This window comes from Janthinobacterium sp. SUN118, from assembly GCF_030397695.1.
Classification (GTDB): domain Bacteria; phylum Pseudomonadota; class Gammaproteobacteria; order Burkholderiales; family Burkholderiaceae_D; genus Janthinobacterium.
In genome coordinates this window covers 45,712-61,469 of the sequence record NZ_JAPUBV010000007.1, presented here as the reverse complement: position 1 = coordinate 61,469, position 15,758 = coordinate 45,712, and the positions used below count along the sequence as shown (strand labels likewise).

At 63.4% G+C, this 15,758-nt stretch carries 9 protein-coding genes; all 9 read right to left on the bottom strand.

Annotation, left to right across the window (positions count from 1 at the left end; translation table 11 throughout):
• Window positions 1-132 precede the first annotated feature (132 nt).
• The 9 genes from O0880_RS27135 to O0880_RS27095 all read right to left on the bottom strand — a co-directional run bounded on the left by O0880_RS27135 (window position 133) and on the right by O0880_RS27095 (window position 15,716).
• On the bottom strand, window positions 133-1,596 hold the full coding sequence (locus tag O0880_RS27135; protein WP_289889560.1) for a glutamate synthase subunit beta: 1,464 nt from the start codon (window positions 1,594-1,596) through the stop codon (window positions 133-135).
• A 79-nt stretch (window positions 1,597-1,675) separates the two neighbouring features.
• Window positions 1,676-6,376 (bottom strand): glutamate synthase-related protein, encoded by a 4,701-nt coding sequence (locus tag O0880_RS27130; RefSeq protein WP_289889558.1) that lies wholly within the window; start codon window positions 6,374-6,376, stop codon window positions 1,676-1,678.
• Window positions 6,377-6,570: 194 nt separating this feature from the next.
• Window positions 6,571-7,278, bottom strand: a complete 708-nt coding sequence (locus tag O0880_RS27125) for a transposase (protein WP_289889556.1) — start codon at window positions 7,276-7,278, stop codon at window positions 6,571-6,573.
• A gap of 155 nt (window positions 7,279-7,433) precedes the next feature.
• Entirely contained in the window at window positions 7,434-8,114 is a 681-nt protein-coding gene (locus O0880_RS27120) for a response regulator transcription factor (RefSeq protein ID WP_071326049.1), read from the bottom strand.
• Window positions 8,115-8,197: 83 nt separating this feature from the next.
• On the bottom strand, window positions 8,198-9,391 hold the full coding sequence (locus O0880_RS27115) for a PAS domain-containing sensor histidine kinase (RefSeq protein WP_289889555.1): 1,194 nt from the start codon (window positions 9,389-9,391) through the stop codon (window positions 8,198-8,200).
• A gap of 61 nt (window positions 9,392-9,452) precedes the next feature.
• Window positions 9,453-12,557, bottom strand: a complete 3,105-nt coding sequence (locus O0880_RS27110) for a DEAD/DEAH box helicase (protein WP_289889553.1) — start codon at window positions 12,555-12,557, stop codon at window positions 9,453-9,455.
• A 208-nt stretch (window positions 12,558-12,765) separates the two neighbouring features.
• Entirely contained in the window at window positions 12,766-13,257 is a 492-nt protein-coding gene (locus tag O0880_RS27105; protein ID WP_289889552.1) for a YbjN domain-containing protein, read from the bottom strand.
• Between the two features lie 29 nt (window positions 13,258-13,286).
• The gene (locus tag O0880_RS27100) at window positions 13,287-13,976 is read right to left on the bottom strand and encodes a hypothetical protein (RefSeq protein ID WP_289889550.1); all 690 of its coding nucleotides are present in this window, start codon (window positions 13,974-13,976) and stop codon (window positions 13,287-13,289) included.
• Between the two features lie 6 nt (window positions 13,977-13,982).
• Entirely contained in the window at window positions 13,983-15,716 is a 1,734-nt protein-coding gene (locus O0880_RS27095; RefSeq protein WP_289889549.1) for a putative porin, read from the bottom strand.
• Window positions 15,717-15,758 lie beyond the last annotated feature (42 nt).

Here is a 15,758-nt window from a genome sequence, read left to right as displayed (position 1 = left end):
AAAGTCAGATATTTTATTGTAAAAAACGCGCGCCTGCACGCCAGCATCTTCCCCGTCCGGCGCCGTGGCTAAAATAACAAGGGCCACGACGCATCGCGCGCCGTGGCCCCTGGCTTGATCCAGCTCAAATCGTCAGCGTGGCAGCAGGGAAGCCCCCATGAGGAACTGGTCGACGGCGCGCGCGCACTGGCGTCCTTCGCGGATGGCCCACACCACCAGCGACTGGCCGCGGCGCATGTCGCCGGCCGCGAACACTTTCGGCACCGACGTCTGGTAACTGGCGTCGCCTTCCGTGCTCGCTTTCACATTGCCGCGCGCATCCGTGTCGACGCCGAACGCTTCCAGCACTTGTTGCACTGGCGAAACAAAGCCCATGGCCAGGAAGACCAGGTCGGCCTTCATCTCGAATTCCGAGTTCGGCACTTCGCTCATCTTGCCGTCTTTCCATTCCACGCGGCAGGCGATCAGCTTTTCCACCTTGCCGCCCTTGCCTTCGAAACGCTTGGTGGCCACGGCCCAGTCGCGCTCGCAGCCTTCCTCGTGCGAGGACGAGGTGCGCAGCTTGGTCGGCCAGTAGGGCCAGACGAGCGGCTTGTTTTCCTGTTCCGGCGGCTGCGGCATCAGTTCGAACTGGGCCACCGAGGCGGCGCCATGGCGGTTCGAGGTGCCGACGCAGTCGGAACCCGTGTCGCCGCCGCCGATCACCACCACGTGCTTGCCCGTGGCCTTGATCTGGTCCTTGAGCTTGTCGCCCGCGTTGACCTTGTTTTGCAGCGGCAGGAAATCCATGGCGAAATGCACGCCTTTCAATTCGCGGCCCGGCACGGGCAAGTCACGCGGCTGCTCGGCGCCGCCGGCCATGATGACGGCGTCGAATTCTTTTTCCAGGTCTTCCGGGAAAATGGTTTCCTTGGCCCAGTTGTTCACGTGGGCGGGGAAATCCTTGCCGACGAGCACGCTGGTGCGGAACACCACGCCTTCGGCTTCCATCTGTTTCACGCGCAGGTCGATGTGCGACTTTTCCATCTTGAAGTCGGGGATGCCGTAACGCAACAAACCACCGACCCGGTCGCTCTTTTCAAATACGGTGACGGCGTGGCCGGCGCGCGCCAGCTGCTGCGCCGCCGCCAGGCCGGCGGGACCGGAACCGACGATGGCCACTTTCTTGCCGGTGCTAAACCCTGCCGGTTGCGGCGTGACCCAGCCGTGCTCCCAGCCCATGTCGATGATCTTGTGCTCGATGGACTTGATGCCGACCGGATCTTCATGGATGCCCAGGGTGCAGGCCGATTCGCACGGCGCCGGGCAGATGCGGCCCGTAAATTCCGGGAAGTTATTCGTCGAATGCAAGATGTCGAGCGCTTCGCGGTAGGCGCCGCGGTACACCAGGTCATTCCAGTCAGGAATGATGTTATTCACGGGGCAACCCGTGGTGCAGAAGGGAATTCCGCAATCCATGCAGCGCGCGCCCTGCACGGTCGCCTGCGCGTCCGACAGGTGCAGCACGAATTCCTTGTAGTTCTTCAGACGCGCGGCAGGCTCCAGATAGTGCTCGTCCTGGCGCTTGAATTCCATGAAGCCGGTAATTTTACCCACGATGTTTCCTTTGTATTTGGCTGGCGGGGAGCGGCCGGGCCGCTCCCTGGTCATTAATCTCAGCGATGAGTTGGCTGGCTCAGGCGGCGACGGCTTGCACTTCCATGGCGGCATCGGCGGCCATTTCAATCAGCGCGCGCTTGTATTCGTTCGGGAAGACCTTCACGAACTTGCCACGTGCGCTGGCCCAGTCGTCGAGCAGGACGCGGGCGCGGGTGCTGCCCGTGTGCTTGAAGTGACGCTCGATCAGGCGCTTGAGGATCACTTCATCGGCTTCCGGCACGCCGTCGCGGTGCTGCGTGTGCCAGGCGTCGCGGTCGACATGCTGCTCCGCCGCGGAGACGACCTTGTCCAGGCTGACCATGGCCGTGTTGCACTTGCTGGCAAAGTCGCCGGCCGGGTCATACACATAGGCGATGCCGCCCGACATGCCGGCCGCGAAGTTGCGTCCCGTGTTGCCCAGGACCACCACCGTGCCGCCCGTCATGTATTCGCAGCCATGGTCGCCCAGGCCCTCGACCACCGTGGTGGCGCCCGAGTTGCGCACGGCAAAGCGTTCGCCGGCCACGCCATTGAAGAAGGCTTCGCCGGCGATGGCGCCGTACAGCACCGTGTTGCCGATGATGATGTTGTCCACGGCCCAGCCACGGAATTCCGTATTCGGCCGCACGATGATGCGTCCGCCGGACAAGCCCTTGCCCACGTAATCGTTGCCCTCGCCCACCAGGTCGATCGTGATGCCGTGCGCCAGGAAGGCGCAGGCCGACTGCCCCGCCGTGCCTTGCAGCTGGATGTGGATGGTGTCGTCCGGCAAGCCGGCGTGACCGTATTTCTTCGCCACTTCGCCGGACAGCATGGTGCCCACCGTGCGGTTCAGGTTGCGCACGGGCGAGATGAAGGAGACGCGCTCGCCCTTTTCCAGCGCCGCGCGCGCCTGTGCGATCAGCTTGTGGTCCAGCGCCTTTTCCAGCGCATGGTCCTGGAATTCCACGTGGCGACAGGCCTGGCCATCCGGGGTTTCCGGCTTGTAGAAGATGGCCGAGAAATCCAGGCCCTGCGCCTTCCAGTGCGAAATCGCCTTCGACTTGTCCAGCAGGTCGACGCGGCCGATCAGTTCGTCATAGGTGCGGATGCCCAGCTGCGCCATCAGCTGGCGGGCTTCCTCGGCAACGAAGAAGAAGTAATTGACGACATACTCGGGCTTGCCCGAGAACTTGGCGCGCAGCACGGGATCTTGCGTGGCCACGCCCACGGGGCAGGTATTCAGATGGCATTTGCGCATCATGATGCAGCCTTCGACCACCAGCGGCGCCGTGGCGAAACCGATCTCGTCGGCGCCCAGCAGGGCGGCGATAACCACGTCGCGGCCCGTCTTCATCTGGCCATCGGCCTGCACGCGGATACGGCTGCGCAAGCCATTGAGTACCAGGGTTTGTTGCGTTTCGGCCAGACCCAGTTCCCACGGCGTGCCCGCGTGTTTCACGGACGACAGAGGCGAAGCGCCCGTGCCGCCGTCGTGGCCGGCGACGACCACGTGGTCGGCCTTGGCCTTGGTGACGCCGGCGGCCACCGTGCCGATGCCCACTTCCGACACCAGTTTCACGGAGATCGAGGCGCGCGGGTTGGCATTCTTCAAGTCATGGATCAGCTGCGCCAGGTCTTCGATGGAATAGATGTCGTGGTGCGGCGGCGGCGAAATCAAGCCCACGCCCGGCACGGAAAAGCGCAGGCTGGCGATGTATTCGGACACCTTATGGCCAGGCAACTGACCGCCTTCGCCCGGCTTCGCGCCCTGCGCCATCTTGATCTGGATCTGGTCGGCCGAATTCAGGTAGGCGGCCGTGACGCCGAAACGCCCCGAGGCCACCTGCTTGATGCGCGAACGCATGGAATCGCCTTCCTGCAGCGGAATATCGACGACGATCTGCTCGGCACCGACGACGGACGCCATGGTGTCGCCCTGGCGGATCGGGATGCCCTTCAATTCCTGCGTGTAGCGGTTCGGATCTTCGCCGCCTTCGCCCGTGTTCGACTTGCCGCCGATGCGGTTCATGGCGACGGCCAGGGTCGCGTGCGCTTCCGTGCTGATGGAGCCCAGCGACATGGCGCCCGTGGCGAAGCGCTTGACGATTTCCTTGGCCGGTTCCACTTCGTCGAGCGGGATGGCCTTGGTCGGGTCGAGCTTGAATTCGAACAAGCCGCGCAGGGTCAGGTGGCGACGGCTCTGGTCGTTGATGATTTGCGCGTACTCCTTGTAGCTGGAGAAATTGTTGCTGCGCGTGGAATGCTGCAGCTTCGCAATCGCGTCCGGCGTCCACATATGGTCTTCGCCGCGCACGCGGAACGCGTATTCGCCGCCCGCGTCGAGCTTGTCAAACAGCACGGGATCGTTGCCGAAGGCCAGCGCATGCAGGCGCAGCGCTTCTTCCGCCACTTCAAACACGCCGATGCCTTCCACGTTCGAGGCCGTGCCCTTGAAATACTTGTCGACCAGCGACTTGTTCAGGCCGATGGCTTCGAAAATCTGCGCGCCGCAGTACGACATATACGTGGAAATGCCCATCTTCGACATGACTTTCATCAAGCCTTTGCCCACTGCCTTGGTGTAGTTGTAGATGGCTTTGTCGCCCGACAGGTCGCCCGGCAAGCCGTGCGCCAGTTCGACCAGGGTTTCCATCGCCAGATACGGGTGGACGGCTTCCGCACCATAGCCTGCCAGCAGGGCGAAGTGGTGGGTTTCGCGGGCCGAGCCCGTTTCCACGACGAGGCCGGTGGAGGCGCGCAAGCCCTTGCTCACCAGGTGCTGGTGCACGGTCGAGGTGGCCAGCAGCGCGGGGATCGCCACCTGGTCGGCGCTAATCGCGCGGTCCGAGACGATCAGGATGTTGTGGCCCGACTTGACGGCGTCGACGGCTTCCGCGCACAGCGAGGCCAGGCACGCTTCCACGCCTTCCTTGCCCCAGGCCAGCGGGTAGCAGATGTCGAGCTCGTACGACTTGAACTTGCCGCCCGTGTGGGCGCTGATGTTGCGCAGGCGCGCCATGTCGTCAAAGCCCAGCACGGGCTGCGCCACTTCCAGGCGCATCGGCGGGTTGACGTTATTCGTATCGAGCAAGTTCGGTTTCGGGCCGATGAAGGACACCAGCGACATCACCATCGCTTCGCGGATCGGGTCGATCGGCGGGTTCGTCACTTGCGCGAACAGCTGCTTGAAGTAGTTATACAGCGGCTTGAGTTTGTTCGACATGACGGCCAGCGGCGAGTCATTGCCCATCGAGCCCGTCGCCTCTTCGCCGGCCAGCGCCATCGGCGCCATGAGGAATTTCAAGTCTTCCTGCGTGTAACCGAACGCCTGCTGGCGGTCCAGCAGCGATGGCTGGACTTTTTCGCCCTGGGCGCGGTCGTGCTTGACTTGGCCTTCGGCCATCTTGATCTCGTCGAGCTTGATGCGCACCGAGTTGATCCACGCCTTGTAGGGCTTGGCGTTGGCGTAGGTGTTCTTCAATTCCTGGTCGTCGATGATGCGGCCCGCTTCCAAGTCGATCAGGAACATCTTGCCAGGCTGCAAGCGCCATTTCTGGATGATCTTCGATTCAGGAATCGGCAGCACGCCCGATTCCGACGCCATCACCACCAGGTCGTCGTCCGTGACGATGTAGCGGGCCGGACGCAAGCCATTGCGGTCCAGCGTGCCGCCGATGTGGCGGCCATCCGTAAACGCCATGGCGGCGGGACCGTCCCACGGTTCCATCATGGCCGCGTGGTATTCATAGAAGGCGCGGCGGTTGTCGTCCATCGTCGTGTGGTTTTCCCACGCTTCCGGAATCATCATCATCATCGCCTGGGCGATCGGATAGCCGGCCATCAACAGCAGTTCCAGCGCATTGTCGAAGCACGCCGTGTCGGACTGGCCTTCATAAATCAGCGGGAAGAGTTTCTGCAAATCGTCGCCCAGCACGGCCGACTTCATCACGCCTTCGCGCGCGCGCATCCAGTTGAAGTTGCCTTTCACCGTGTTGATCTCGCCATTGTGCGCGATCAGGCGATACGGGTGGGCCAGCGGCCATTCGGGGAAGGTATTCGTCGAGAAACGCTGGTGCACCAGGGCCAGGGCCGAGATGCAGCGCGCGTCCTGCAAGTCCTTGTAGTACACGCCCACCTGGTCGGCCAGCAGCAGGCCTTTGTACACAATCGTGCGCGCCGACATCGACGGCACGAAGAATTCCTTGCCGTGCAGCAGCTTCAAGGCCTGGATGGCGTGGCCCGAGGATTTGCGGATCACATACAGTTTGCGCTCGAGCGCATCGGTGACCATGATGTCCGGGCCGCGGCCGATGAAGATCTGGCGGATCACCGGTTCCTTGGCGCGCACGGTGGGCGACATCGGCATGTCCGTATCGATGGGCACGTTGCGCCAGCCCAGCACGACCTGGCCTTCGATGCGCACGGCGCGTTCGATTTCCTGTTCGCAAGCGATGCGCGACGCGTGTTCCTTCGGCAGGAAGACCATGCCCACGCCGTATTCGCCAGGCGGCGGCAATTCCACGCCCTGCTTGGCCATCTCTTCGCGGTAGTACTGGTCGGGAATCTGGATCAGGATGCCGGCGCCATCGCCCATCAGCGCATCGGCGCCCACGGCGCCCCGGTGATCAAGGTTTTTCAGTATCAGCAAGCCCTGTTCGACGATCGAATGGGTCTTGTTGCCCTTGATGTGGGCGACGAAACCGACGCCGCAGGCATCGTGTTCATTGGCTGGGTCGTACAGGCCTTGCGCTTTCATGGGCTTCTCCGCTGCGTATGGATATCGAAAAACTAGAGTAGTGCAACGCAACAAAAAACTCAACCAGAACAATTAGGGTCAGAGTCAAATTAAATTCGTTTCCGTCGCCCATAAAATTTAATAGGGACATAGTCAATGGAATCTCAATAAAACATCAGGAAGCCTTCATTTTTTGTGTGAAATGCGAATGCGTGTCAGTTGACGTCCGGCTCAGCCGCGACTTTGCGCGGGCGGCCCCGCTTGGCGGGCAGCACCTGGCGCTTCATTTTCAGCTCCAGCGCCTGCTTGAAGGCGTCGCTGCCCAGCGGCCAGCCCTTCAGCACGGCCTGCTCCACCACCTTGACCTGGCTGCCGCCCAGTCCCTGCTCGAACAGGCGCAGGTAGGTCGCCTCGCGGTCGAACGGCGTGTTGCCCAGCGCCCAGTACAGCGCGTGATCGGTGATGACGGGATCGGGACGCACGCCCGCATGGTGGGCATGGCTGGACCAGGCATACTCGAGGGCCTGCCCCGCCAGCCCCGTCTGCACGGGCACGCATTCCAGGTAACGGCAGCAAGTCAGGAGGAAATTGTCGGGATCGATGACGGCAGTTTTGTAGCGTCCCTGCCACAAGCCCCCTTCGCGGCCGTATTTCTGGTTGAAATACGGCACGTAATAGCGCCCCAGCCACTGCATCAGCTGCCCCAGGCCCGTGGCATCGCCGGGCGTGGCCAGCAAATGTAGTTGATCAGGCAACAAAACATAGGCGTGGATGGCCACCTTGAACATTTTCGCGCCCGTTTTCAGCCAGGACAGGAATTGCGCGTAGTCGGCCGCATCCTGGAACACGGGCTGGCGGTTGCTGCCGCGCTGAATGATGTAATGGGGCAGTGCGGGAATGATAAGGCGGGGCAATCGGGCCATGGCAAAGTCGTAAAAGAAAGGCTAAGGCCTTGATTTTACACACTTCCAGTCGTCGGACGCGACTCTGACCCTATTTTATTTCAGGCATGGGAAAAAGCGATTGACTCTGTCCCTTTTATGATGCCAGCCGCTTGCGGCCGGCCGCAGGCAATGGATCAGGACAGGTTAAAGCTGGCCGACAGGCTGTAGCCTTCGCCGTAAGCGCTACGCAGCGGCAAGTCCTGGCCCAGGCCCGTCTTGGCTTTCTTGCGCAGGCGATATACGAGCATGTCGACGCGGCGGCCCGCATCGGGATCTTCGCCGCCCATGCCGGCCACGATGACGTCGCGCGGCACGGGTCGCGTGTTGATGGTGAGCAGGTGCAGGAAGTTGAATTCTTTTTCCGTCAGGGCGATGACCGAACCCATCAGCTCAAGTTGGCGAGCGCTTACTTTCAAGGTCCACTTGCCCGGCTCGGGCAGCGGATCTTGCGGACCGACGCGGCGGTCGAGCGCCTCGATGTGCGCGGCCAGTTCGGGGAACTTGATCGGCTTGGTCAGGTAATGGTCGGCGCCCAGGCGCAGGCCCAGGATGCGGCTGTCGAAGGCGACGCGGCCCGTCAGCACCAGCACGCCGATTTGCGGGTACAGCTGGCGCATACGGGGGATGACATTGAAGCCGTCTTCATCGGGCAAGCCCAGGTCCAGCACCACCACGCCGACATTTCCATGGCTCAACGCCGTCCACATGCCGCCAGCCGAGCTGGTGATATGGACTTCGTGTTCGAGCTCAACGAGGAATTCCGCCATGTCTTCGGCGTAGTCCAGATTGTCTTCGACGATCAGTATTTTCGTCATTGCTACGCCATTCTTTGTTAGTAAGCAAACCGTGGGCAAACCATGCCATTCACTTCTGCACCATGATGGACGGACGAATAGGTTTACGTCAAGGAATTATCACGGTTGCCTTCAGCGGAAGCAAGGCTTTTCCTTGTCTGGACAGGAACGGGCAGCCAAATCCGGAAAACCGCGCCGCCTGCGGGCAGATTATGCCCGTGCAAAGTCCCGCCATGCACTTCCACCACGGCGCGCGCCATGTACAGGCCCAGGCCCGCGCCCGGGTGGCCGGCGGCATGGATGCCGCGGAAACCTTTGTCGAAAAGATGCGCCAGTTCCGCCTCGGGCAAGCCCGGTCCCGCATCGCGCACGCACAGTTCCACGCCGCCTTCGGGAACCCGCCTGCCCGCCAGGGTGATGGCGCTGCCAGGCGGACTGAACTTGACGGCGTTTTCCAGCAGGATCTTCAGGCATAGGGCCATGCCGGGCACGTCGCAGCGCAAGGTGGCCGGCAAGTCCTCGTCCAGTTGCAGCTGCACCGTATGGCTGGCGGGCACGCCGGCGGCCGCCTGCTGCAGCAGGGCCAGCGGCGCGATGCCGGCCGCGGCCCGCTCGCGGCCGATGGCCGCCATGCGTTCGGGCGACAGATAGTCGTCGATCATGGCCAACAAGCGGTCGACGGCCGTCTGGATTTTCACGTAGCGCTTGCGCGTGGCCTCGTCGGCGTCCGTCGAGGTGGACACGAGGCGCTGGACGGCGCCGTCGATGGTGGCCAGCGGCGTGCGGAATTCATGCGACAGCATCGAAGCGAAACGCTTGTGTTCCTTTTCGCGTTCCGCTGCCTGTGCCTGCTCGGCCGTCACGTCGCGCACGCTGCCCACCACGCTCACGCCGCGCCCGGCGGCGGCCGGCACGATGGTGGAATGGATTTCCAGCGCCAGCGGATGGCCGTCCGCGTGCGGCAGTTCCACTTCGCGCAGCAAGGTCGCGCGGCTGGCGTCGCCGTCGCGCCAGCGCTGCAAACGGGCCGGCACGTCCGCCGCCAGGCGCGCCGCGTGGCTTTGCAGGGCAGGCAAGTCATAACCGCTCAGGCGCTGCGCGGCGGGGCTGATGTAGAGCAATTCCAGGGTCGTGGCGTCGAGCAGGAAGGCCGCATCGCGGCCGTGTTCGGCCAGCAGGCGGAACGTCGCTTCCCCCGCGCGTGCGCGCAGCAGGGCGCGGCGCAACTGGATGAAACGCAGCGCCATCAGGATGACGCCGGCCAGCAGCAATACAAGGAAGGGCAGGAAGGGCAGCATGCTTTATACCTGGCAAGGTCGAGATGCCAAGTATAGAGCCAGCAGGGAAGCAGCCGCCCCTTTAATCTTCCAGCGGGGCAAAAATCTGCTGCAAGTCTTCCTGCGTGAGGGCCATCTTCTGCGCTTCGCCTTCGGCCAGGATCGATTGCGCCAGCTCCGATTTCTTTTGCTGCAGCAGCTGGATTTTTTCTTCCAGCGTGCCCTTGGCGATCAGCTTGTAGACGAACACGGGCTTGTCCTGGCCGATGCGCCAGGCGCGGTCCGTGGCCTGGTTTTCCGCCGCCGGATTCCACCACGGATCGTAGTGGATGACCGTGTCGGCCGCCGTCAGGTTCAGGCCCACGCCGCCCGCCTTCAGGCTGATCAGGAAGATCGGCACGGCGCCCTGCTGGAAGGCCGCCACTTGCGCGCCGCGGTCCTTGGTTTCACCCGTCAGCAAGGCATAGGGAATGTCGCGCGATTCCAGTTCTTCCTCGATCAATTCCAGCATGCTGGTAAATTGCGAGAAGACGAGGATCTTGCGCCCTTCGTCGAGCAAGTCTTCCACCATCTGCATCAGGTCGAGCAGCTTGGCCGAGCCGGCCGACTGCTTCTTCGCCGGCAAGGATTTCACCAGGCGCGGGTCGCAACAGACCTGGCGCAGTTTCAGCAGCGCTTCGAGGATGACGATCTGGCTGCGCGCCACGCCCTTCTTGTCGATTTCTTCGCGTACTTTTTGATCCATCGCAAGACGCACGGTTTCATACAGGTCGCGCTGCGGCCCCGTCAATTCCACCTTGCGCACCATTTCCGTCTTCGGCGGCAGTTCCTTGGCCACATTGTCTTTCGTGCGGCGCAGCAGGAAGGGCTTGATGCGGCGGTTCAGCAGCATGCGCCGCAGCGGGTCGTCCTGGCGCTCGATCGGGTGACGGAACTGGGTGTTGAAGGTCTTTTCGTCGCCCAGCAAGCCCGGCAGCAGAAAATGGAATTGCGACCACAGCTCGCCCAGGTGGTTTTCCAGCGGCGTGCCGGACAGGCACAAACGGTGGCGCGCGCGCAGCAGGCCCGCGCTTTGCGCCGCCTTGCTGCGCGTATTCTTGATGTAGTGCGATTCGTCGAGGATCACCAGGTGGAAATCGTGCTCGCGCAAGGTTTCCTCGTCGCGCGGCAGCAGGGCGTAGGTGGTCAGCACCAGGTCGCATTGATCGATCTGGTCGAACTGCTGCGCGCGGTCCTTGCCCTGCAGCAGCAACACCTTCAGGCTGGGCGCGAATTTGGCCGCCTCGTCCTGCCAGTTGCCCATCAAACTCGTCGGTGCGATGACGAGGGCCGGATGCGTCAAACGGCCCGCCTCCTTTTCCACCAGGATATGCGCCAGGGTCTGCACGGTCTTGCCCAGGCCCATGTCATCGGCCAGGATGCCCGCCAGGTCATGGTCGCGCAGGAATTGCATCCACGCCAGGCCGTCGGCCTGGTAATCGCGCAGGGTCGCTTGCAAGCCGGCCGGCGCGGCCACCTTCTGCACGGAACCGAACTGGCTCAGCTTGCGGCCCATGGCGCGCAATTGCTCGCCACCCGTCCAGCGCAATTCCAGCCCGCGCGCCAGCTCTTCCAGGCGCGCCGCGTCCAGGGTCGACATGCGCACGGCACGCTTGATCTTGTCGTTGAAATACAGCTCGCCCAGGGTGTTGAGGATGGGGCGCACCCTGCCCCATGGCAGGGCCACGCGCGTGCCATCGGGCAAGGTCGCCAGCATCTGGTCATCCTCGGCATGCGCCTCGATGACTTTCGGATTGAAATCGTTGGGCGCGTTGCGGATCAGCTGCACCAGCACGGGCAGCAGCGGCACGCGCTCGTGATTGACGACGATGCCCAGTTCCAGCTCGAACCAGGCGTTGCCGCTGTCCGGGTCCTGGTCGTCGATTTCCGCATACCAGTCGTCCACTTCGCTCACGTCATAGCGGTACTTGGCCGTCTTTTCCACGATCCAGCCCTGCTCCAGCAAGGCGTCGATACCGGACTCGGCAAAGCGCAGCCATTCCGCCTGGGAAGGCAGCAGCAGGGCGCCCTTCAAGCCGCTCAAGGGGGCGGCACCGGGCTTCTTGAATTGCAGCTCGGCCAGGGTGGCCAGCGCGCGCGCCTCGTCGTCCGTATTTCTCTGGATAATTTCCGTCACCTCGCCCACCTGGCGCACCACGCGCTGCGAAGGGTCGAACGAGACGCGCTCGCCATCGTAATCGTAGGACAGCACGGCGAAGTCGTGCCAGCGCTGCACGCTGCCATCGGCCAGCATGGCGCTGTCGAGCAGCAAGACCGGTTGCGCCGGCACATCCTTGCGCAAGCGCTGCGGCAAGGGCTGCGGCAGCGGCATCAGGTGCTGCAAGCCCTGCGCCAGCAGCAGTTGCGACACGCGCACCTTGTCGTTCGCGTTCAGCGGCGGCGCCTGCGCCACCAGCGCCTGCAAGTCGGCCAGGGAAATGTCGGAGCCGCCCTGGTTCAGTTCCAGCACGCCGCACGACAGGTTGTCGATGTACCACGGCGGATCGGTGGGCAGCATGTAGTCGATCTGGTCGGCGCCATGGTGTTTCGCGCCTTCGGGCGGATCGACTTGCCAGCCCAGGCGCATGGTCTTGCCCTCGTCGCGCCAGAACAGCCGGGCCGGACGCACGGGCCCCTCCTGCAATGGATACACGAGACCATTGCCCACGTCGGCCCAGGAATTGGCCCACAGCAGCTTGTCCTGCTCGGCCAGCATGCCCAGCAGGGCCGCGCCCACCTTGCCCTTCGGCTCCGTGGCGCTGCCCGTCTGCGAATTCTGGCCGCTGCGCATGGCCACGAAGAAGCGCACGAGGTCTTCATCGGCCGGCGTCAGAAAGCTCGGCGGCGCCGACAGCAGCGAAAAGATTTCACTGATGGGCGAGGCTGCCGCCACGTCGCCGTTCGGCCGCAGGCGCGCCTTGTACAGGCACAGGGCCACGTGGCGGCCGCCGCTGGTGGGCGCCAGCACGTAGATCAGGCGATGCTGGTTGAGTTTGGGGTCGGGTTCGGCAATGCTCAGCACGGCCTTCGGATGGGCGGCTGCCTCCACCCGCTGCAGCCAGGTGGCGACGGCATACGGCAAAGGCGCTCCCGGGCTACTTGCCGGGGCAACTGGGGTTTCACTGGTTTCGTCGCGGGTAAAATCCATGGGGCGCATTAGAGTGTAAAGGTCGTATCCAAATCGGCAACAGGCGATATTATCCGCCATACAGGCGTTGCTGGCTTGATTCACACACGCTCTTTGAGCAGTTTTAATGCGCGATGCTTAAAAAATAAGTATTTAATGCGACACTCGGACCCCGCCAGCGGCAAAAATGGCCCGCCAGCGGCCATTTTTGGCGCCTGTGCAGGTTTTATCAGGCCGGCACTGTTTCCTCTTCCACCACGGCAGGCGCCGCCGCTGGCGCCGCTACCGCCGTGTCGGCTGGCGTAAAGTTGCGTAAAAACAAGAAAAACTGGCCCATCATCTGCGTCCACAATTGCAGATTGATATTCAGGTGCGTTGCGCTGACGCCGCCGGCAACCAGCACATCCATTTCCAGCACGACAAAATCGCCATGCTGGGCCACGCGCGCAAAACGCTTGCTGCGATGCCATTCGGCCAGCAAGCCGGCAGGCAAGTCGCCGCCCTGCACGCGCAGCGGGCAGCTCAGGGTCAGGTCGGCGTACTGGCCGGGCGAGGCTTCATTGCCCCACAGCACCTGGAAACCGATGCCGTGGCTGGCGCTGTGCAGGCGCACGACGCCATCGTGCTCGATGCTGGTGACGGCGCAGCCGGCCGCCTTGATGGCGTCGGCCATCTGCTCGGCGTTCAGGGTGGTCAGCAAGTTGGTATTCGTGTGTTCCATCGTTATTCCATTCATTTCAAAAAATAAAATTATTGAGGGGCAGGCGCGGGGGCGGCCGGCGTTTCAGTTTGACGCGCATCAAAGCGGCCCTGGTACAGCTGGTCGCCATATTGCTGGGCGATTTGCTCCAGCTTGACCCTGCTTTGCGCGGCAAACGGCTGGCGCGCCGCCATCACGCCCAGCACGTCGAGCCCTTCGTATGCGCGCAGGATTTCCTGCCCGGTGGCGTACAGCTGGGCATTCTTGCTTTCGCAACGCGCCAGCACGCCGCGCTGCGCCGCCACTTCGCCGTCGAGACGCAGGCGTTCCGCTTCAATCTGCTTGCCGGTGGCGGCCAGCTGTTCGCTGGCCTGGCGCAACTGCGCCAGGTTGGCGGCCGCCTCTTGCGTGGCGACCGCGCCGCGCTGCTGCTCGGCAAGCAGCTTTTCCCGCTGCGCGCGCTCCTGCGCCAGCAGCGCCTGGCTGCGCGCCAATTCCTTTTTCACGCCATCGCTGGCGGGAGCGGCCACCGGCGCGGCTTGGGCGGCAGGGACACCCTTGGCTTTCAGCAATTCCAGTTCGCCCCGCGTCTGCTGCAGCTGCGCCGTGACATTGCGCAACTCGGCCCGCAGGCGCTCTTCCATGCTTTGCCCCTTCTGGCCCTGCGCCTGGGCCGCGCCGCCGGCCAGCAAGGCAAGCAACAGCGCGGAGACACGCGTTGTGTTGGATATCAACATCATTACTCCTTAAAAACGCGCATTCAGTTCGATTTGCAGGGTGTCGATCGACAGCGCCGAGCCGAACACTTCGCGGCTCGACGTCCAGCGGCCGTTCAGCCACGTATTCTTGTCGAGCGCATACGCGCCACCCAGGTAGTAGCCGCGCGCATTCGTGCCGCCAAGGTGGAAGGTGGAATCGTTGTAGGCGTCCGGCAAGGCGTCCGGTTCGATGCGCTTGTAGCCCAGCAGGACGTTCCAGTCGCCGCGCGCCGCGGGGCTGGCCTTGCCCAGGGTAGCTTGCAGCATGTAGGCGTTGCCGCCGCTCCTGAAATCGGCTTGCGAAACGCCGCCCGTGCCGCCGAAGTTGTTCATGATGCCGCCCTTGGCGCGCGCCCACATCGCATTCTTGTCATAGGCCATGTTGCGCACATAATCGCCTTCGATGCGCAAGTCCTTGCCGCCGGCGACCTTGCTATCCCAACGCGCATTCAGGTTGGCCAGACGGAACTTCGACGCCAGGCCCACGAATTGCGGCTGCGGCGTATTGGCCGGATCGAGCGGGTTCAGCGCGATATTGCGCAGCAACATCAAGCTGTTGCCCTTTTGCATGCTCGACGGACGCGACCAGTCCGTGCTGCAGCCATCGGCGCCCGCGTACAGCGCGCACGGCTGCGAATACTCGCCGCTGATGTTGCGGAAGTTGTAGTAGGCCAGCGCGCCGCGCAACTGATGGTCGCTATTGATCTTCCACGAGGCGCCCACCTGCGCGCCCAGCAGCCACTTGTTCTCGCTGGCCATCTTGGCCTGGCTGCGGCTCGGCGCATTGTCGGACGAATATTCGAGCGGGATCAGGCCCAGCGTGCCGAAGACGGTGACGTCCTTGGCCGCGCCCACGGGTTGCTGCACCTTGGCGGCGATGCCGTCGAAATTGAGTTCGCTGGAAAACAGCTCGTCACCCGACACGAACGGGTTGTCGAAGCGGCCCGCCGTCAGGGTCAGCCAGGACGCGGGCTGGTACGACAGCCAGGCCTGGTCGAGCCAGATATTTTTCTTGCCCAGGCCGCCGCCAAGGGTTTGCGTGGTCGATACCGGGCTGTCGTCGTTGCCGCTGGCCAGGCGGATGCCCGCTTGCGTGCTCTCGGAAATATCGGCCAGGATGCCCAGGCGGGCGCGCGCGCGCAGCAGGTTCTTGCGGTCCTGGCGCGTGTTCAGCAGCGAGGGCAGGGCCAGGTTGGTATTCGAATTGACGTCGTAGCCGCTGCCGCCGTTGAGCGAGCGCCAGTCGATCTCGATATTGCTGTTGGCCATGTCGTAATAGCGCGATTCGTAGCGCGCGCGCACATCGCCTTCTATGCGGATGCGCTTGGTCCATGCCGGCGTTTCGTTCGGCGCGGCCCAGCCGCCCGCCTTCGCCTCGGCCAGTACTTGTCCCTTGATCTCGTCGCGGATCTGCTCGCGCACGGTTTGCGAAATGTACGGCACGCGCACGTCGCCCGGCTGCACTTGCGCCAGGGCTGCCGGCGCCGCGGCCGGACGGGCTTGCGCAGCGGCCAGCGCCTCGCTCTGCGCCTGCGCCAGCAGCGCTTCGCCCGCGTCCTTGTTCAGGGCGCCGCTCTGGATCAGGCCACGGATCAACTTGACCATGGTGCTGTCGGCCGGCGCTTGCGCTTGCACTGCGCTGGCCGCCACGCTCAGGGCGAAGGCGGCCAGCGCCAGCGGCAGGCGGCGCATGCGCTGTGGGGAAGAAAATAAGGAATTCATCGCTTCTTTCGGTAAAAATTAAAATGAATGTCGTAAAGAACG